Below are 17,788 nucleotides of genomic sequence, written 5' to 3'. Positions count from 1 at the left end.
GACCCACGACGGCCATGGCGAAGGCGAAGGGCGCGATGATTTCCAGGGTTTCCCAGGTCAACGGGACGTTGGGTATGAACAGGGACGGTAGTGACTGGGGCAGTTCACCCTTATCGCCGACAGTGGGGACATTGAGCCCCCAGACCACCGCCGCTGTCGTGACCAACACAATGGAGACCAGTGGTGCGGGGACCACCTTGGTGACTTTGGGCATGAGCCACATGATCAGCAGACCGGCTGCCACCAACGGGTAGACCATAAACGGCACACCCAGGAGCTCCGGCAACTGTGAGGTGAAGATCATGATGGCGAGAGCGTTGACGAAGCCGACCATGACGGAGCGGGGAATGAAGCGCATCAGTTTGGCGACCCCGAAAAGGGCAAAGATGATTTGGAACACCCCGGCAAGAATCACGGTCGCGATGAAATATTCCAGCCCGTACTCGCGGGCCACTGGCGCAATCACCAGGGCGATGGCGCCTGTGGCGGCTGTAATCATGGCGGGCCTGCCCCCCAGGAAGGCGATCGAGACGGCCATGATGAAAGACGAGAACAGTCCCACCCGGGGGTCGACCCCGGCGATCAACGAAAACGCGATCGCCTCGGGAATGAGCGCTAAGGCGACGACAAGACCGGCGAGTACTTCACGGGTGAGCAGACGAGGTGAGCGAAGTGCCTGCCAGACGGTGGGCTCGATGCGGTAGCGGTTGTGGGGTTCAGGGGCAGAAGAAACGGCGGACACACAAGACCTGTCTGTGAGGGGAAGGGATGGACTGAATCTCTGCTTCAGACAGGCACACCGACGGGCCGCAGGAGGCGCGGAACATAAACCGCTACTTCTTCGACCCTACCGGCATTGTGTGCAGGCGGATGACCCGAGCAGACCACTCGGCGCAGTGGGCGCCAGGGAAAATGCGGTGGGCCCCACCCGGAGGTGGGGCCCACCGCACGAGAGTGTTACCTCGTGACGTAACCGCCATCGACGACGTACTGAGATCCCGTGACAAACGAGGACCGATCGGAGAGGAGGAAACAGACCACTTCAGCAACCTCCTCCGCCTCGCCGAGGCGGCCAATCGGGTGCAGTGAAGTCAATCCGCCAAGCTCCAAATGCTGGAGACGCGATCCGCGAGCGGCTTTTGAGCGCCCTCGAAAAGCGGGGCACCTGACAAAGGAGGGCCCCACCACGCCGATGCGTGATGGGGCCCTCAGTAACGCGATGAGACTAGTGAACCAGGTCGAATCGGTCGGCGTTCATCACTTTGTTCCAGGCCTTGATGAAGTCGTCAACAAACCTGTCCTTGTTGTCGTCTTGGGCGTAGACCTCGGCGTAGGAGCGGAGGATTGAGTTCGACCCAAACACCAGGTCCACGCGGGTCGCTGTCCATTTCACCTGACCGTCGTGGCGACTGCGGATGTTGTACAGGTTGTCACCGTGGGGCTCCCACACGTTGGACATATCCGTGAGGTTCACGAAGAAGTCGTTGGTGAGTGCACCGAGGCGGTCGGTGAAGTAGCCGTGTTGGGTGCCCATGTGGTTGGTGCCGATAGTGCGCATGCCCCCAATCAAGACGGTCATCTCGGGAGCGGTGAGCCCCATGAGCTGAGCCCGATCGAGCATCAGCTCCTCGGCGGGCACGGTGTAGTTTTTCTTCACCCAGTTGCGGAAACCATCGTGAATCGGCTCGAGTGGTTCAAACGATTCAGCGTCGGTGTGCTCCTGTGTGGCGTCACCACGGCCCGGGCTGAAGGGAACGCTCACATCGACCCCGGCATTTTTTGCGGCCCGCTCCACGCCCACGTTGCCCGCCAGGACGATGACATCAGCGACGCTGATGCCAAACTCTTCGGCGATGGGCTCCAATACGCCCAACACGCGGTTCAGGCGTTCGGGTTCATTGCCTTCCCATTCGCGCTGAGGGGCTAGGCGCAATCGCGCCCCATTGGCGCCACCGCGCATGTCAGAACCGCGGAATGTCCGAGCCGAGTCCCACGCGGTCGAGACCATGTCGGAAATTGAGAGGTCGGTCTCACCGATGCGGGCTTTCACGGCGTCGACGTCGTAGTCGCTTCGTCCAGCCGGTACTGGGTCTTGCCAGATCAGGTCCTCTTCGGGGACGTCGGGTCCGACATAGCGGACTTTGGGTCCCATGTCGCGGTGGGTGAGTTTGAACCAGGCCCGAGCGAAGACATCCGAGAAGTAGTCGGGGTCTTTATAGAAGCGCTCCGAGATTTCCCGGTACGCGGGGTCAGCAATCATCGCCATGTCGGCATCGGTCATCATCGGGTTGAGACGAATCGAGGGGTCTTCCACATCGACGGGCATGTCTTCTTCTTTAATGCCGACGGGTTGGTACTGCCACGCTCCGGCGGGTGACTTGGTGAGTTCCCATTCGTAGGTGAAGAGCAGGTAGAAGTAACCGTTGTCCCACTTGGTGGGCTCGGTAGTCCACGCGCCCTCGATGCCGCTGGTCACGGTGTCACGACCGACACTGCGCGTCGTGTGGTTGTTCCAGCCGAGGCCCTGTTCGCTGATGTCGGCTGCTTCGGGCTCGGGTCCGAGATTTTCTGCCCGGCCGTTACCGTGAGATTTACCGACAGTGTGGCCACCGGCGGTGAGCGCCACGGTTTCTTCGTCGTTCATGGCCATCCGGGCGAAGGTCTCGCGAATCTGACCGGCGGTCGCTAAGGGGTCGGGGTTTCCGTTGACCCCTTCCGGGTTCACGTAGATGAGCCCCATCTGCACCGCGGCGAGAGGGTTTTCCATCGTGGCCGGATTTTCCACCGACTCATAGCGACTATCGCTGGGTGCCAGCCACTCTTTTTCCGCACCCCAGTAGGTGTCGATTTCGGGGTGCCAGACATCTTCACGACCAAAACCGAAACCGAAGGTCTTTAGCCCCATCGACTCGTAGGCAATGTTTCCGGCGAGGATCATCAGGTCAGCCCAGCTGACCTTGTTGCCGTACTTTTTCTTGATCGGCCACAGCAGGCGACGCGCTTTATCGAGGTTCGTGTTGTCCGGCCAGGAGTTCAGCGGAGCAAAACGGTGTGAACCAGTACCTCCGCCACCGCGGCCATCCGCGGTGCGGTAGGTGCCTGCGGAGTGCCAGGCCATCCGAATGAACAGTCCGCCGTAGTGGCCCCAGTCAGCAGGCCACCACACCTGGCTGTCGTTCATCAACTCGTGGAGATCCTTTTTCAGGGCGTCAACGTCGAGTTTTTTGAGCTCCTCGCGGTAGTGAAATTCGTGCCCCAAAGGGTTGGTTTTGGTGTCGTGCTGGTGCAGGATGTCGAGGTTCAGGGCGTTGGGCCACCATTCCATGTTCGCCACACCCTGTGTGCTCGCTGCTCCGTGGACGATGGGACATTTGGCTTCGGTTTCCATGCGGGGTAGATCTCCTTGAGGTTGCGTGTTCACCAGCGTAATGGGGGCATCAACGCTGCTGACTTCACTATACCCATAGGGGTATCAGCTGAGCTGGGTTCTCGGCGGAAATCCCGACGGCTGCTGGCACACTGTGAGCGTGGACGTGGTCATCAGCGACAGTGCCGTGCAGACGGTGCTCTACGTGTTTGAAGCGATCGGAGTGGTCGCCTTCGCAATCTCCGGTGTGGTGGCGGCCGTGCGGGCGAGGTTGGACCTCGTCGGAGTGATTGTGATCGCACTGCTCACCGCGCTCGGCGGGGGCACGATTCGCGATTTACTGCTCGATCGCTCGCCCTTCTTCTGGGTCATTCACCAGGAGTATTTGTGGATCATCATCGGACTGTCGCTGGTAGGCGCGATGGTGTTGCGCTCTCGGCATTTCGACCTCACTGAGCGCGCCATCCAGTGGCCAGACGCGCTAGGGCTCGGAGTCTTTGCCGCCTCCGGCGCGCAACTCGCACTGCAGGTGGATTCCAGTCCGCTGATCGCGACCATGATGGGCGTGATCACCGCCTCGGTCGGCGGAATCCTGCGCGACATTCTGCTCAATAAAGTGCCGTGGTCGGTGGCGAGCTACCAGCACTACGCGATCATCGCCTTCGCCGGCGGCTGGTTGGTGTGGGGTTTGAACGAACTGGGCACCTCGCCGGCGATATCTGTCGCGGTGTCGGCGCTGGTGATTGCCACCTGGCGAGTGCTCGCCATCGCGTTTAACTGGCAACTGCCGAACTGGCGCCGCGACGACTACACAGGACCCATCAACCTGCCGCAGCATCAGTAAGGGTCGAGACAGCCCGGCGGCTTAGTTCGGGTCGTTGAGACCCTTACGCTCTTCACGCTCTTGTTCTTCGAGTTCCTCTTGGGGAATCTCTTCTGCGTTGAGCCGAGCTTTTTCTGCTTGCCCTTCGCGCAGCTCGTATTCGTTGCTCGGACGGTTAGTTTTCATCGGAGCCTCCTTTTTCGTGGGTGGCATATGTGTCCGGTGGCCCCAGCGTAGTAGTCGATGCTTTGAGGGCTACCGGTGTCGGTGAGGCGCCATCTCGCTGTTTACTTTCATCGCGTAGAACTCTTGGAGTGACTGCGTTCGAGACGGTGGCCTTCGATTTTGCCCAATCGCTCTGGGTGTACCCCATTGTGTTGCTTCTCTCCGCCGCCGATGCCTTCACCATTGTGTTGCCCAGTGAAACGGTGGTGGCTGGTTTAGCCAGTACGGCCATCAGCCTGGGTGCTCCCAACCTTCTCGGACTCGCTGCGGTGGCCGCGCTCGGAGCACACCTGGGTGACCTGGGAGTGTTTTTTGTCGGTCGGGGCTTGGCGCGCACCCGTTGGCTGCGCACCGGCTCACGCGTGGGCCGCGCATTGGCCTGGACTCGGCTCCGACTGGATGCCAGCGGCCCGCTCTACATCATGACGGCTCGCTACATTCCCTACGGCAGGATTCTGGTCAATGCCGCCGCTGGCTCCAGCGGGTATCCGGTGGGGCGCTTTGTGGCCCTCTCCGCGGCGGGCTGCGTGGTGTGGGCGGGGGCGTATGTGGGTATTGGCGCGGGCGTCGGGTCCTGGTTTGGCGACCAGTGGTGGCTGGCTCTGGTGATTGCCGTGGTGCTCGCCGTGGCCTTGGGGTTCGCAATCGACTGGCTCATCAGGCGCCAGGGAGACAACTGGTCAGCACGGCCCGGGGGCCCGGAGGGAGCTTAGGCCTGCGGGTCGATAACCCGGCCTTGGAGCTGATCGGAGTGCTCCCACAGGTACCACGCCGCCACCGAGCGGTAGGGCTTCCACCGCTCGGCAATCGACGGTGACGAATCTCCAAAGAAATGCTCCATCGAGCGGCGAAGGCCGAGGTCCCCGGGGGAAAACACGTCGAGTCTGCCCAGACCGAACATCATGAACATTTCCGCCGTCCACGGACCGATTCCCTTCAGCGCCGTCAATGTCGACACGACGGTCTCATCGGGTGCATCGGTCAGGAGGTGGGGGGTGATGGTGTGGTCCAAAAACGCTTCGGCTAAGCCGTGACTGTAGGCGACTTTGGATCGAGAAAAGCCCACGGCACGAAGGTCGTCGTGGCTGGCCTGGAGGAGCCCCTCGGGGGTGAGCGGACCCACCAGTTGTCGAAGCCTCGCTTCGATGGTGTCCGCTGCGCGAACCGATAACTGTTGGCCGATGATCGACACCACCAGCACGTCGAAGTATTTCTCCGGTTCCACCGGGGCGAAGCCCGGTGGCCGGTGCGTCTCAATCAGCTCCGCCATCACCTCACAGGAGGCGCGAAGGTGCGCGAGGGCGTCATCGTAGGAGCTTGTGTCTGTCACGGCGGCCCTAGTCGATGAGCCGCGCGCGCAGCTGGTCGATGGAGTCTTTCTGGAGACCGCGGGCAATGAGCAGCTCGACAAGTCCGCCGTGGTCGCGATCGGCGTGAGACAGAAATGCCCGCATTGTGTCTTTTTCTGCCCGCAGCAGTGCACCAGCGTGAGGAATGTTTTCGAGGAAAAAACCGTAGGGGGCGGCGCGTAACCGGTCAAAGACCCGCTCTAGATGCTCCTCGCTGGCGTGGTAATCCGCCACGATTTCTTCATCCGGGGCGCCCAACACGGAGAGGATCGAGGCCGCGAAAATACCGGTGCGATCTTTCCCGGCGGCACAGTGAAAAACCGCGGCGCCCTCCACGCGACTCAGTGAGTCCAGGCCTCGGATAATGACGTCGGCCGAGTCGAGGGTGACGCTCAGATACCAGCGCCCCACAGCCTCGGGGCTCAGGGCCGGCAGCGGAGGACTCGCCGCAGAGTCCAATTCGTCAGCGCTCGGGCGCGCAGGGTCGCTTGCGGGTGAGAGGACAAAGGGGAGGTGGTCGTAGCCGGTGAAGGCTTCTAGGGGGCCTCGCCCAGTGATTTCCTGTTCGGGCACACCGCGCAGATCAAAGACGTGTCGAATGCCCCGGTCCTGCAGTGCACGGGCGCCGTCGGCATCGACCGTGCTCACATCGTCTGCGCGGTAGAGCTGTTCTGCGCGCATTCGCCCCCGACCCAGGCGCACTCCCGCGAGGTCTCGAAGGTTCGCTACGGCGAACACGCTCATTGGCTCACCCCCAACGACTAGCACACAGCAACACGGCCCACACACTTACAGCCAGGACACTAGCGCCTCAGTGGTGAGTGTTTACTGCGGGTGGCGGCTAGACGCCCTTGGGCTTCAGGTACTTTTCGGCCAGAGCGCTCAGGAAATCGAAAACCATCGCCAAGATGGCAACCAACACGGCACCGATCAGGATTGCGGGGCCGCGGTTGTTCTTCAAACCGGAGTTGATGGTCTCACCGATACCGCCACCGCCGACGAGGAACGCCAGCGCGGCCATACCGATGTTGATCACAATGGCCGTGCGCACACCGGCCATGATCACCGGGACCGCGAGGGGCAGCTCGATTTTGGTGAGCACTTGGAAGCGGGAGTAGCCCATTCCGCGGCCCGCGTCGATGACCGACTTATCGACCTGTTCCAGGCCGACAATCGTGTTTCGCAGGACGGGCAGCAGGGAGAAGAGCGCGAGGGCATAGACAACGGTCTCGATACCCGTTCCCATGAAGGTGAAGAAAATCACGATCAGGCCGTAGGCGGGAAGCGCCTGGGCCAGGCCCAGGAAGTCGACCAAGAAGCTCTTCAACCTCGGGAAGCCACGCCTCGACACGATGATGCCAATGGGTACCGCGGTTAAGACCACGAGCCCGGAGGAGAGGAAACCCAGGATGATCGTTTGTCGAATTTGCCGGGCAATTGTCTCCGGGTCCAGAATCCTGAGCGTGGTCGAATCGATGTCGGAGTACAGCCAGACCACAAGCGCGAGCAGCGCCAAGATGCTGGCGAAGACGGGCGTGACAATGAGGTCTAACCGCTCGGACAGCGGCGTCTTTTGGCGTCTCAGTGGCTGCAGTGCAGTCATTAGTTTTTACTTCCCTGACCGCTCACGATCAAATTGGCGAGACTCTCGATCGTCGCGCATCCCAGGTAGGTTCCCTTGCGGTCGGTGACGGCCGCAAGGCCGGTCGAGGACTGCAACATCACGGTCAACGCATCCTGGAGGGTGTCTTCTGGCTGCAGGTCGACGGTGATCGGACGACCGCTTTTTTCGATGGGCTGACTGGTGCGGTTCAGCGCCGACTGGTCGAGCCAGCGAAGCGGTTTGTCGTCTTTATCGAGAAGAATGGCCGTGGAGTCTTCGGACTCTTGGAGGGTTTCCAGGGCCTTATCCCGCATCACCGGCGCTTTCAAGACCGGCACCTGGTGCAGCTCGAGGTCCTTAATTTTCGCGAGGGTGAGCGATTTGAGGATGGCACCGGAGCCGAGGAAGTTCTCGACAAACTCGTCGGCCGGGTCGGCCAAGATCGCTTCTGGGGTATCGAGCTGGGCGATTTCGGACCCTTCGCGAAGAATCGCGATGCGGTTACCCATCTTGATCGCCTCGTCGATGTCGTGAGTGACAAAGACGATGGTTTTCTTCAAGTCTTGCTGCAGGCGGAGAAACTCGTTTTGCAGACGGTCACGGGTGATGGGGTCGATTGCTCCGAAGGGCTCGTCCATCAACAGCACATCCGGATCGGCCGCTAAGGCGCGGGCCACACCCACGCGCTGGGCTTGACCACCCGAGAGCTCTTTGGGGTAGCGCTCGCGGTAGGTCTTGGGATCCATGGAGACCACTTCGAGCAGTTCGTCCACGCGCTCGTCGATTTTCTTCTTATCCCAACCGAGGAGTTTGGGCACGGTGGCGATGTTTTCGGCGATCGTGCGGTGCGGGAAGAGTCCGACCTGCTGGATGACGTAACCAATCTTGCGTCGCAGCATGCTGGCGTTGATGCTCGTGACATCTTCACCGTCGAGGAAGAGTTTCCCCGAAGAGGGTTCAATCAGTCGGTTAATCAGCCGCAGCGTGGTGGACTTACCGCAACCAGAGGGTCCCACCAGGACCAATACTTCGCCGCGGATGACCTCGAGGGTCAAGCTGTTGACTGCGGGCTCTTCGGTGCCCCCGTATTGCTTGGTGACGTCTTCTAGTCTGATGAGAACGTCGTCGGTCATCGGATCCCCCTTGAGATCGTTGCGGTTTTCAGGACTTTCAGTCCAAGGTCAATAACGAAAGCCAGCAGCAGACACAGCAGTGTGCCGAGCCAGATGGATTCCAGAGAGTTCGGTAGTGGCAACCTCGCGAGGCCGCTCTTGATGAAGTCGCCGAGGCCACCGCCCGCAACCAGAGTCGCGATGGCCGCGATTCCGACGGTCAACATGGTGGCGATGCGCACTCCGGCGAGGATGACGGGCCAGGCCAGTGGGAGTTGGACCCGCAAGAGCACTTCCGTGTTGGTCAGACCCATCCCTTTGGCCGCTTCCAGCACGCTGGGGTCAACCTGCTCAAGACCGGTCACGGTGTTTCGCAACACCGGGAGGATTGCGTACAAAAACAGGGCGATAAAGGAGGGCCAAAAGCCCAGGCCCACCAGCGGGATAAAGATGGTGAACAGCGCCAGCGAGGGAATGGTGAGAAACACCGAGCCGATCGCGAGCGATAGTTCGCGGGCGAAAACGTTGTAACGGGTGAGCACGCCGATCATGATCGAAAAGGCGCTCGCCAGTCCCACCACGACGACAACGTAGAGGAGGTGCTCGAAGATGGCGTCTCGTACCTGTTCGGGGCGTCCCAAGAGGAACTCCCACAGACTCCCAATGAATTCCATAAATTCCTTTGTGAATGTGATGTGGGAGGGGGCAAAGCCCCCTCCCACATCCACTTACTTACTCGGCGAGTAGGCCCTCTTGAGCGAGGTAATCAGCTGCGACTGCGCGGGGGTCTTCACCCTCAGCAGAGACGCGAGCGTTCAACGCGGCCATCCGGTCGTTGTCGAGAGGCGAAAGCATGCTCTCCACAATCGAGTCGAAGGCTTCGGGAGCCTGGCTGTAGACCTCGTCACGGAGGTTGACCGAGACGTTATACAGGATGTTTACGCCCGGGTCTTCGACCAAGGTGAGGTCCAAGGCGGCAATCCGACCATCAGTGGTGTACACCTCACCGAAGTCGCAGTTGTTCGCTGCGGTCTCGGTGTAGATGAGTCCAGTGTCGAGAATCAGGCGCTGGTCTTCAGGAATGGTCAGGCCGGTAGCCTCTTCCATCAGCACAAGGCCGTCATCACGGGACGGGTATTCCGACTCCATACACACGATGGCGTCGGGTGTGTCCACCACGTATTCCATCATTGTCTGCAAGGAGTACGGTTCTCCACCATTTGCCTCAGTGGCGTCAGGACTGGAGGTGAACCCGTAGGTGTTGTTGAACGGGGCACGGTTCAACCAGTGGATTCCGTTCTCTTCGAGATCCTGAGCGCGCACACCCTCGGTGAGTTCGTCAGGGTCGAAGCTGGGGTCCGAGTTACCCAGGTGGGTGACCCAACCCGTTCCGTTGTACTCCATGTAGGTGTCGATGGCACCGGAGACGAGAGCCTCGCGGGCCACGCTGGTTCCACCGAGGTTCACCTGGTCGGTGACATCCGCACCAGCTGCTTCAAACGCTTCCACCAGCATGTAGCCGAGGATGAGCTGTTCGTCGAAGTCTTTCGATCCGACGGTGATGGACACTCCGGAGAGGTCGGTCGCTGGCGCGTCCGATTCTGTGGTCTCTTCAGCGGTGTCGTCTCCTGCCGGAGCGGGATCTTCCGCTACTTCACCCTCTCCGCCTGCGGCGCAGCCAGAAAGAACGAGAAGACTGGCGGCCCCAGCGGCCACAATCGCACTCTTATTGAATAACTTCATTCGTTTCGTATGCCTCCTTATGTTGTGCATAGGTGACCCCACCGTAAGGGCCTCGCTCGCCGGGCGTCGAATAGCGTTGTCCATATGTCAACCAGCTGTTAACGTGGTCTGGATGGCAACACACACCTCTGGTCTGGTCAGAGACCTCGACGTGTTGGAGCTTCTGGGCTCGGAAGAAGTCTTCGAACAGGGCGGCCTCGGCGTGGGCGACATCGCGGTGGAAACCGGTCGGGACAAAGCCCAAATTTCCCGTGTGTGCAGGACTCTTTTTGAAGTGGGACTCCTCGTGCGACACCCGGTGACCAAGAAATATGCCCTCGGCCACCGCCTGTACGCGATGGCTCTTCGAACCCGTGAGGCGCACCTCGCCGGCCTCGCCCAGCGCACCCTGTTGGAGCTCGTCGTGCAAGCAGAAGAATCTGCGCACCTGACCGTATTACGCGGAGGAGGGGTCCTCACGGTGCGCACCGAATTGTCCCAACACACGCTCCGGGACGGCAGCATGAGCGGCGTCACCCTGCCTGCGCTTCGCACCGCGTCGGGTCGGGCCATCCTCGCGACCTACTCAGATAGCGAATTATCGGCGTGGTGGGAAGAACACGGCGTCTGGCGGCCACCGCCCGAAGACACCCCACGGTTACCCAGAGACACTCCTCAACTGCGCAAGCTCAGGCGCCAGCCCGGGAGCATTAAAAGCTTTTCCGGCTTGAAACGGGTCGCGCGCAGAGTCCAGAAAGTCGGCTATGCGGTGAGCGTCGGTGAGCTAAACCCCAACATCGTGGATGCCGCGGCGGCGATCGTTGATCCCACCGGAACCGCCGTGGGGGCGATTGCTGTGGGGGCTGTGCGCGAGCGGATCGGCGGCCACTACGAACTAATGGGCGAGGCGGTCACCAGCCACGCGAGGCGCATCTCAGACATTTTGGCCAGCGCCGCGAGCGACTAGAACCCGGCCCTCTAGTAACCTGGAGCGGAGCTCACGAGGGGGCATCGAGTGGAGACCACAAGTGTCGTCGAATTAGCTATCGCGAACCTCCTCTCCCCGCCCGTATTGGCGTTCGCACTCGGGCTGCTCGCTGTGGCGGTGAAAAGCGACCTGCGCTTGCCTGAGCCGGTCTATCAAGCCATTTCGATTTACCTGCTGCTGGGTATTGGAATTAAGGGTGGGGTCGCGCTTCGCGACTCCTCGCTGCAAGAAATTTGGTTACCCATCGCGGTGACCCTCCTACTCGGTGTGTTGATTCCCCTCGGGGCCTACGTCATCTCCTGGTGGTTCACCCGGCTCGATGCGATAAACCGGGGTGCGCTGGCCGCCCACTACGGCTCTACGTCGCTGGTGACCTTCACCGCCGCACTCGTCTTTATTGAGTCTTCGGGGCAATTCGCCGAAGGCTACCTGGTGACACTTCTCGCCATTTTGGAAGTCCCCGGAATCATCGTGGGGCTGCTGCTGGCCTCCCGGGCGAGAAAAGGCGGAATCGCCTGGGGTGAATCCCTCCAAGAAGTCCTCTCCGGAAAATCAATCGTGTTGTTGGTCGGTGGGCTCGCCATCGGTGTGGCCAGTGGAAGCGCGGGTTTTGCCTCGATCGAGCCCTTCTTTGGTGGACTGTTCACCGGCGTGCTGACACTGTTTTTGCTGGAGCTCGGCATTGTTGCGGGCAGGCGACTACCGGATGTGAAAAGGACCGGCTGGGGTCTGGTCGCCTTTGGCACACTTTTCCCGCTCCTCGCCGGATTCGCCGGAGTGGCCGGAGGCCTCTTCGCCGGACTCTCGGTCGGGGGCGCCGCCCTTCTCGGGGTCCTCTCGGCCTCGTCGTCTTACATCGCCGCGCCGACTGCCGTCCGCCTGGCCCTGCCAGAAGCGAGCCCCGGAATTTACCTCACCGCCAGCCTGGGAATTACCTTCCCGTTTAACCTCATCGCAGGGATTCCCCTGTACTACTGGTACGCCGAGACATTGGGGGGACTCATCGGATGGAACTAACGTCGAGAACGGTCGTGACGATTGTCGCCGAATCGGCCCTCGAGTCCCGACTGGTCGCCGATCTGAGCGCGGCGGGTGTGCCCGGCTACACGGTCACCCCCGCACACGGTGCGGGGGTTCGCGGTCAGCGAGAAGGTGACATTCAGGGCGGAAACATTCGCATCGAGACGGTGCTGCCACACGACACTGCTCTGGGCATCCTCGCGATGCTCCAAGACAAATACTTCTCCCACTACGCCTGTGTCGCGTGGTTAAGCCAAGCCTCCGTGGTGCGGGGGGAACACTTCTAGCCTCAGGCCTCGTCAGTCGCGTGGCGAGACGAACCCGCTCGGAGGAAGGCACCCTCCGGGTCATTTCGTCGGATGAGGCTCTGATGCACGACGCCGAGCGAGAGCACCACCAGCACGAAGGCGGGAAGAAGGTCCTCGATCCACCACTCCACATCCGGTTGCACGATGAGAATGTTGTCCTCGGACCATCGCTCGGCGGACGCCTTATCCCCATCCCAGGAGACGGCACCGGTGTCATCGACGACGAAGTCCCGGCTATCGACCAGGCTTCGGCCATCACGGCTGGTCGCCTTGGCGACAACAGAGTATTCACCGGCGGCCAGAGTGCTTCCTAACTCTACGGAGTGGTAGTAGTACTCGTCTGCGCTGACGGTGTCGGAGAGAAGTTCCTGGCCCGAGGGCTCCACGGTGAGGCTAATGCGGGAGCCCTCGTCTAAGTCGCCGCCGTTGAGGGCCACCTCGACCGGGTCCTCCGAGGCGTTGGGTCCAGAGATCGCCTGGACGGAGAGGAAGGGTTGACTGCGCAGGGAATCGATCGCGGACGAGCCGAAACCAAAACCCATTATTCCCACCACGACGGCGAAGACAATGGAGAGAACAAAAGACAGCCGCCTGGCTCCCAGGGTGATTCGACTGCGCGAGCTCGCCTCCACCGGCCCATTGGCAATAGCCCGCTCGCCATAGATGGTGCCGGCAACAATGCCCGCACCGATGAGAAATTGAATGGCGACCCACACCCACACTTCGAGTGAGTTACCCGTCGCGTCGTAGACAATCAGTCCGACAATGAGCGCGATCGCGCTCGCCACAATCGGAATCGCGTAGGCAGCGCCGAGATCGCGTCGCGGCTGGGAACCAGAGGCGTTGGAGGGGTCAGCCTGTGGGGGTGACGCGGTGGGCACACCATCGGCCGAGGTGAACTCGGAAGATTTCGGCAGCGAGTCGTGTCGGAACACAAAGCCCTTGAGCAGAACGGTGAGCACGAGGGCCGTGTAGAGAAGAATCGGGGCGTACACGTTGCCCAGTCGCACGAGCAGGTCAGGGCGTTGCCCGGGGCCAACGAAGCCCTCGATAAAGGTTCCGATGGCGAGAATGGCTGCGAGCGCCATCGACACGATCAAGACCAGTGTGGCGAAACGGTGGGCGGCGCGCTCCAGTCGGGCCTCGCCACCGAGGGCAACACGCTCCCTGATGGCCACGCGCTGACTCCACAGTGCCGCCACGGCGGGCACCGCCACGGCGAGGAACACTAGATAGGTGGAAACGGCCACTGCCGGATCGCTGCCGACCAGGTTGCCGTCGTCAAAAACGTTGCGCACAAAAAGATCGGAGTACTGCGCGAGCAGGACCAGCGCCCACGCCACAATCGCCCCGATCAGGGGAGCGGCGATGGCGCGGGAAACAGGGGAGCGCATAATCGCCAGCCTAGGTGTGCGTGCTCGCCTGTCGAACCAGGGCGCGCACGAGGCGATCGTCTGAGGCGTCTTCTTCCGGATGCCACTGCACGGCCAGGCAAAAGTCTTTCTCGGGCCACTCCACCGCTTGGACCACCCCGTCACCACCTCTGGCTGAGATCACCAACCCGGGCGCGAGCTGGTCGATTGCTTGGTGGTGTTGAACCGGTCCGTTCACCTCGACATCGCCGCCCAGGGCGTCCTGAAGCATCGAGCCCGGCTCGATGCTGATGGGCTCTGGGGTGAAAGAGTGACCGGGTTTTCGGTAGCGGTCGTGGCCGACCACATCAGGGAGGTGTTGGTGCAGGGTGCCACCCAAATGGACGTTGAGCATTTGAGCACCCCGACAAATACCCAGAATGGGTAAGTCTGCCTCCAGTGCGGCCGTGAGCAGGGCGTCCTCACTGGCGTCTCGGAGAGTGTCGAATCCTTCGTGTCGCGCCGAGAGCTCCTGGGAGTATCGAGCGGGGTCAATATCGGAACCGCCGGTGAGCAGTAGGCCATCCAGCCTGCTCATGACCTCTCGCGCCTGGGGTGCATCCAATGGTTGCGGTGGCAGGAGGACGGCGGTGGCGCCGCTTCGAGTGACGGAGTCGAGGTACTGCCCGGGCAGCGACGCGAGCTCACCGTCATAAATGGTCATCGTCCCGTGGGTGCGGTAACAACTGAGCCCGATGACTGGATTCGCCATGGTGGACTACTCGGCCAGCACGCCGCGGAAGTACTGCACCGTCTGGTCGAGCCCCTCGCGGAGCTGGACGCTCGGTTCCCACCCGAGCTCCGAGGTGGCCAGGCTGATATCGGGTTTTCGCTGCTTCGGGTCATCTTCTGGCAGCGGCTGGTAGTCGATGGGCGAGGTACTCCCGGTCGCCTCCAGCACGGCGTGGGCCAACTCGTTCATGGTGAACTCGCCCGGGTTGCCGAGATTGACCGGGCCCACCAGGCCCCGATCGTTATCCATGAGTCGCACAAACCCCTCGACCAGGTCGGAGACGTAACAAAATGAGCGTGTCTGCGAACCGTCACCGTAAATCGTGATCGGCTCACCGCGGAGAGCCTGGAGGATGAAGTTACTGACCACCCGGCCATCGTCGGGTGCCATGCGCGGGCCGTAGGTGTTGAAAATTCGCGCCACTCGAATATCCATTCCGTGTTGCCGGTGGTAATCGAAAAAGAGTGTTTCGGCGGCGCGTTTTCCTTCGTCGTAGCAGGCGCGAGGGCCAATGGGGTTGACCTTCCCCCAATACGACTCCGGTTGCGGGTGGACTTCCGGGTCGCCGTACACCTCCGAGGTGGAGGCTTGGAAGATGCGCACTCCCAAACGTTTGGCCAAACCGAGCATGTTGATTGCCCCCAACACGCTGGTCTTTGTGGTTTGGACGGGGTCTCGCTGGTAGTGGATGGGGGAGGCGGGAGAGGCGAGGTTATAAATGGCATCGACTTCGACGTACAGGGGGAAGGTGATGTCGTGACGAATCACTTCGACATTTAACTGGTTGTGCAGGTGCCACAGGTTTTTCTTACTCCCCGTGAAGAAATTGTCGACAACGATCACTTCGTGGCCGTCGGCCACCAGTCGATCGGCGAGGTGGGAGCCGAGGAAACCGGCTCCGCCGGTGACGAGGATGCGCATCACCACATGCTAGGCGATAGTGACCCGCCGCCTGCTCTCGACAAACCAGCCAGTGGCGGAAACCAAGACCACGACCACGGACACCAGGGCGGCTACCTCCAGGGGGCGACCCATCAGGGCCACCGCTGCGTCGGTGGCCAGAGACGGACCGTGGTTGTGAATAAAGACTCGTGCGACGAAGACCGGAAGGAGTGTCACCAGTGGTGTCACCACGCCGATGGCGATCCAGGCTAGGTCTCGACGCCTCGCAAACCACAGCCCCAGCCCGGTGAAACCGACGGCGAGCAGGGCAAGCCACGGGTCAGCTGCCGCGGCGATACTGTAGCCGCGCTGCCAGGTCTCCGGTGGCTCGACCGTGAACAGTGGGAGAGAGACTTCTGGGATGGGAAGGCGCTCTAAGCCGGCGAAGCCAGAGTCGGCAATGTCATCTCGAACCAGTTCCAAAAACGGTTGTAGCGGGAGGGCGATGTCGATCTCGCCGCCGTTGATGACGGCGTCTTGGAACGAGCGGTGCGAATTGCCCACGGCGGTGCGCCAACTCGTGGCGAAGGCTTCGCTGGCGACAATGTCGGCCGCCGTATTTTCCACCTGGTTGGTGAGTTGATCAATGAGCGGCTGGATGAGCCCTTCGGCACTGTCTTGGAGGCCCTCTGGCAGAGCATCCGGCACTCCCGCGGATTCCACAAGGAAGGAGATAACGGCTTCCGAGGTAAACGCTTCGGTGAGGGGTTGGAGCGCTTGCTCGACTAGCTGTTGCTGAATGTCGGGTCGTTCAATCAGGGGCTCCAGGGAATCCGCAACGTATTCGGTGTTCTCCACGACCTCGACCACACTGTGGGCGCTGAGGGCAACGGGCGACATCGCGAGGCCCAATCCGATGAGCACAGCAGAGCCGCGGGTAGACCACGGTGTCGTGCGGTCAGGGATACTCATGCTTCCATTGTCTCAAGCTGAGGCCACCGCGGTGAGTGTTCACCTTTTGTTTACCCAAGAAAACCAGAATCGGCCGATGTTCGCATCGCCAGGGAGGGTCGCGATTGACGGTCTTGTCCGCACCGCCCACCCCGAGAGTTTTCCTTTCGTTCACCACTTGACCACTGGGCGTCTACGTAAGGCTTTGAATATGGGGCGCGGGCAGAAAACACTGCCCTCATTCAATCCAAGAGGAGAAGTATCACTGTGAAAAAGCACCTGATCGCTCCGGTCGCCGCATTGTCGGCCGGGCTTTTGCTGCTCTCCGCGTGTGCGACCGAAGCGGAAGAGCCGGCACCGGCTCCTACCGAAGCCGCTGAGGAGACCACCGAAGAGACCACTGAAGAAACCGCTGAACTGTCCGGCACCGTGTTGCTGGATGGCTCCAGCACCGTGGGTCCGTTTGCTGAGGTGGCCGCTGAGCTGTTCCAGCAGGAGACCGGCGTCGAGGTTACTGTGGGTATCTCCGGTACCGGTGGAGGCTTCGAGAAGTTCTGCAACGGTGAAACCGATGGCTCGAACGCTTCGCGTGGCATCAAGGACGAAGAAAAGGCTCTGTGCGACGAGAACGGTGTCGAATTCGGCCAGATCACCGTCGCTAACGACGCCCTCTCGGTCGTTGTCAACCAGGACAACCCCCTCGAGTGCATCACCACCGAGCAGCTTTCCGCGATGTGGAACGTTGACTCGACTGTTGCCACCTGGGGTGAAGTGGACGGCCTCGACGCCGGCGACCTTGCCAGCGAAGACCTCGTCCTCTACGGTCCCGGAACTGACTCGGGAACCTTCGACTTCTTCACCGACGAAATCAACGGCGAGTCGGGCAACATCCGCACCGACTACACCAACATTGGTGAAGATGACAACCTGGCCGTCCAGGGTGTTGCTGGTGGCGTGGGAGCCATGGGATTCATCCCTTACTCCTTCTACCAGGAGAGCTTGGACGAAGTGAAGGGTCTCGCCATTGACTCCGGCAACGGATGTGTGGAGCCCACCGTCGAGAACCTTCTCGCTGGTGACTACACCCCGCTCGGCCGTGGCCTGTTCATGTTCCCGGCTTCGGAAGCCCTCGAGCGCCCCGAGGTGCTCGCGTTCTACGAGTTCGTGATCGACAGCAACGAAGACATCGCCGCTGGTGCTGGTCTGGTCGCTCTGACCGACGAGCAGAAGGCTGAGCAGCTCGAAGTTGTTGCCGGACTCGGCAGCTAGAACACTGTTCGACAAGTCACTGTT

Annotated in this window: 20 protein-coding genes; 6 read left to right on the top strand and 14 right to left on the bottom strand. The window is 61.2% G+C overall.

All coding sequences use genetic code 11. The annotated features are described in order from the left end of the window. From RI518_RS01745 to katG, 3 genes are all read right to left on the bottom strand, one after another. On the bottom strand, window positions 1–742 hold a 742-nt coding region (locus RI518_RS01745), incomplete at its 3' end, for a SulP family inorganic anion transporter (RefSeq protein WP_310689195.1). Window positions 743–957: 215 nt separating this feature from the next. Next, window positions 958–1,095: an SDR family oxidoreductase gene (locus RI518_RS01740; RefSeq protein ID WP_397428155.1), complete on the bottom strand. Its 138-nt coding sequence runs from the start codon at window positions 1,093–1,095 to the stop codon at window positions 958–960. Between the two features lie 130 nt (window positions 1,096–1,225). Then, on the bottom strand, window positions 1,226–3,388 hold the full coding sequence (gene katG / locus RI518_RS01735; RefSeq protein WP_310689194.1) for a catalase/peroxidase HPI: 2,163 nt from the start codon (window positions 3,386–3,388) through the stop codon (window positions 1,226–1,228). Between the two features lie 139 nt (window positions 3,389–3,527). Here katG and RI518_RS01730 point away from each other — a divergent pair, with 139 nt between their 5' ends. Next, the gene (locus RI518_RS01730; RefSeq protein WP_310671671.1) at window positions 3,528–4,211 is read left to right on the top strand and encodes a trimeric intracellular cation channel family protein; all 684 of its coding nucleotides are present in this window, start codon (window positions 3,528–3,530) and stop codon (window positions 4,209–4,211) included. A 21-nt stretch (window positions 4,212–4,232) separates the two neighbouring features. Here the strand turns inward: RI518_RS01730 and RI518_RS01725 are convergent, their stop codons facing one another. Continuing rightward, window positions 4,233–4,376 (bottom strand): hypothetical protein, encoded by a 144-nt coding sequence (locus RI518_RS01725; protein ID WP_310671672.1) that lies wholly within the window; start codon window positions 4,374–4,376, stop codon window positions 4,233–4,235. Between the two features lie 128 nt (window positions 4,377–4,504). On the opposite strand from RI518_RS01725, the gene RI518_RS01720 reads away from it, so the two are divergent. Then, window positions 4,505–5,128: a VTT domain-containing protein gene (locus RI518_RS01720; RefSeq protein WP_310671673.1), complete on the top strand. Its 624-nt coding sequence runs from the start codon at window positions 4,505–4,507 to the stop codon at window positions 5,126–5,128. Here RI518_RS01720 and RI518_RS01715 read toward each other — a convergent pair. The 6 genes from RI518_RS01715 to RI518_RS01690 form a co-directional block, all read right to left on the bottom strand. After that, window positions 5,125–5,745: a DNA-3-methyladenine glycosylase gene (locus tag RI518_RS01715; protein WP_310689193.1), complete on the bottom strand. Its 621-nt coding sequence runs from the start codon at window positions 5,743–5,745 to the stop codon at window positions 5,125–5,127. The genes RI518_RS01720 and RI518_RS01715 overlap by 4 nt on opposite strands. A 7-nt stretch (window positions 5,746–5,752) precedes the next feature. Next, window positions 5,753–6,508, bottom strand: a complete 756-nt coding sequence (locus RI518_RS01710; protein WP_310689192.1) for a tyrosine-protein phosphatase — start codon at window positions 6,506–6,508, stop codon at window positions 5,753–5,755. Between the two features lie 97 nt (window positions 6,509–6,605). Further along, window positions 6,606–7,367: an ABC transporter permease gene (locus RI518_RS01705; RefSeq protein WP_310689191.1), complete on the bottom strand. Its 762-nt coding sequence runs from the start codon at window positions 7,365–7,367 to the stop codon at window positions 6,606–6,608. Next, the gene (locus RI518_RS01700; protein WP_310671677.1) at window positions 7,367–8,500 is read right to left on the bottom strand and encodes a betaine/proline/choline family ABC transporter ATP-binding protein; all 1,134 of its coding nucleotides are present in this window, start codon (window positions 8,498–8,500) and stop codon (window positions 7,367–7,369) included. The genes RI518_RS01705 and RI518_RS01700 overlap by 1 nt, the downstream gene beginning before the upstream one ends. Then, window positions 8,497–9,153 carry an ABC transporter permease gene (locus RI518_RS01695; RefSeq protein WP_310671678.1) on the bottom strand — a complete coding sequence of 219 codons (657 nt, stop codon included), beginning with the start codon at window positions 9,151–9,153 and terminating at the stop codon, window positions 8,497–8,499. The genes RI518_RS01700 and RI518_RS01695 overlap by 4 nt, the downstream gene beginning before the upstream one ends. Window positions 9,154–9,211: 58 nt before the next feature. Further along, window positions 9,212–10,222, bottom strand: a complete 1,011-nt coding sequence (locus tag RI518_RS01690; RefSeq protein WP_310689190.1) for a glycine betaine ABC transporter substrate-binding protein — start codon at window positions 10,220–10,222, stop codon at window positions 9,212–9,214. A 112-nt stretch (window positions 10,223–10,334) separates the two neighbouring features. Here RI518_RS01690 and RI518_RS01685 point away from each other — a divergent pair, with 112 nt between their 5' ends. The 3 genes from RI518_RS01685 to RI518_RS01675 are packed head-to-tail and all read left to right on the top strand — an operon-like array spanning window position 10,335 to window position 12,496. Further along, the gene (locus RI518_RS01685) at window positions 10,335–11,168 is read left to right on the top strand and encodes an IclR family transcriptional regulator C-terminal domain-containing protein (protein WP_310689189.1); all 834 of its coding nucleotides are present in this window, start codon (window positions 10,335–10,337) and stop codon (window positions 11,166–11,168) included. Between the two features lie 48 nt (window positions 11,169–11,216). Further along, window positions 11,217–12,206 (top strand): sodium-dependent bicarbonate transport family permease, encoded by a 990-nt coding sequence (locus RI518_RS01680; protein WP_310671681.1) that lies wholly within the window; start codon window positions 11,217–11,219, stop codon window positions 12,204–12,206. Then, window positions 12,197–12,496, top strand: a complete 300-nt coding sequence (locus tag RI518_RS01675; RefSeq protein WP_310671682.1) for a P-II family nitrogen regulator — start codon at window positions 12,197–12,199, stop codon at window positions 12,494–12,496. The genes RI518_RS01680 and RI518_RS01675 overlap by 10 nt, the downstream gene beginning before the upstream one ends. A gap of 2 nt (window positions 12,497–12,498) precedes the next feature. Here RI518_RS01675 and RI518_RS01670 read toward each other — a convergent pair whose 3' ends face one another. The 4 genes from RI518_RS01670 to RI518_RS01655 are packed head-to-tail and all read right to left on the bottom strand — an operon-like array spanning window position 12,499 to window position 16,516. Continuing rightward, window positions 12,499–13,911, bottom strand: coding sequence for a hypothetical protein (locus RI518_RS01670; RefSeq protein WP_310689188.1), 1,413 nt, complete (start codon window positions 13,909–13,911; stop codon window positions 12,499–12,501). 10 nt (window positions 13,912–13,921) lie between these two features. Further along, window positions 13,922–14,641, bottom strand: a complete 720-nt coding sequence (locus RI518_RS01665) for a gamma-glutamyl-gamma-aminobutyrate hydrolase family protein (protein WP_310671684.1) — start codon at window positions 14,639–14,641, stop codon at window positions 13,922–13,924. A 6-nt stretch (window positions 14,642–14,647) separates the two neighbouring features. Further along, on the bottom strand, window positions 14,648–15,583 hold the full coding sequence (locus tag RI518_RS01660) for a UDP-glucuronic acid decarboxylase family protein (protein WP_310671685.1): 936 nt from the start codon (window positions 15,581–15,583) through the stop codon (window positions 14,648–14,650). Between the two features lie 9 nt (window positions 15,584–15,592). Continuing rightward, on the bottom strand, window positions 15,593–16,516 hold the full coding sequence (locus RI518_RS01655; protein ID WP_310689187.1) for a hypothetical protein: 924 nt from the start codon (window positions 16,514–16,516) through the stop codon (window positions 15,593–15,595). 246 nt (window positions 16,517–16,762) lie between these two features. Here RI518_RS01655 and RI518_RS01650 point away from each other — a divergent pair, with 246 nt between their 5' ends. Next, window positions 16,763–17,764 (top strand): phosphate ABC transporter substrate-binding protein PstS family protein, encoded by a 1,002-nt coding sequence (locus tag RI518_RS01650; RefSeq protein WP_310671688.1) that lies wholly within the window; start codon window positions 16,763–16,765, stop codon window positions 17,762–17,764. The last annotated feature ends 24 nt before the right edge of the window (window positions 17,765–17,788 follow it).

Origin of the sequence: Pontimonas sp. (genome assembly GCF_031581085.1) — a bacterium.
In the GTDB taxonomy this organism is placed as follows: Bacteria; Actinomycetota; Actinomycetes; order Actinomycetales; family Microbacteriaceae; genus Pontimonas.
This window is presented reverse-complemented; position numbering and strand designations above follow the sequence as displayed.

Excerpts from the sequence above, each read along its gene's own strand:
- katG (WP_310689194.1), bottom strand. The coding sequence starts at position 3,388 with ATGGAAACCGAAGCCAAATGTCCCATCGTCCACGGAGCAGCGAGCACA.
- RI518_RS01725 (WP_310671672.1), bottom strand. The coding sequence starts at position 4,376 with ATGAAAACTAACCGTCCGAGCAACGAATACGAGCTGCGCGAAGGGCAA.
- RI518_RS01710 (WP_310689192.1), bottom strand. The coding sequence starts at position 6,508 with ATGAGCGTGTTCGCCGTAGCGAACCTTCGAGACCTCGCGGGAGTGCGC.
- RI518_RS01705 (WP_310689191.1), bottom strand. The coding sequence starts at position 7,367 with ATGACTGCACTGCAGCCACTGAGACGCCAAAAGACGCCGCTGTCCGAG.
- RI518_RS01700 (WP_310671677.1), bottom strand. The coding sequence starts at position 8,500 with ATGACCGACGACGTTCTCATCAGACTAGAAGACGTCACCAAGCAATAC.
- RI518_RS01695 (WP_310671678.1), bottom strand. The coding sequence starts at position 9,153 with ATGGAATTCATTGGGAGTCTGTGGGAGTTCCTCTTGGGACGCCCCGAA.
- RI518_RS01690 (WP_310689190.1), bottom strand. The coding sequence starts at position 10,222 with ATGAAGTTATTCAATAAGAGTGCGATTGTGGCCGCTGGGGCCGCCAGT.
- RI518_RS01685 (WP_310689189.1), top strand. The coding sequence starts at position 10,335 with ATGGCAACACACACCTCTGGTCTGGTCAGAGACCTCGACGTGTTGGAG.
- RI518_RS01675 (WP_310671682.1), top strand. The coding sequence starts at position 12,197 with ATGGAACTAACGTCGAGAACGGTCGTGACGATTGTCGCCGAATCGGCC.
- RI518_RS01670 (WP_310689188.1), bottom strand. The coding sequence starts at position 13,911 with ATGCGCTCCCCTGTTTCCCGCGCCATCGCCGCTCCCCTGATCGGGGCG.
- RI518_RS01665 (WP_310671684.1), bottom strand. The coding sequence starts at position 14,641 with ATGGCGAATCCAGTCATCGGGCTCAGTTGTTACCGCACCCACGGGACG.
- RI518_RS01660 (WP_310671685.1), bottom strand. The coding sequence starts at position 15,583 with ATGCGCATCCTCGTCACCGGCGGAGCCGGTTTCCTCGGCTCCCACCTC.
- RI518_RS01655 (WP_310689187.1), bottom strand. The coding sequence starts at position 16,516 with ATGAGTATCCCTGACCGCACGACACCGTGGTCTACCCGCGGCTCTGCT.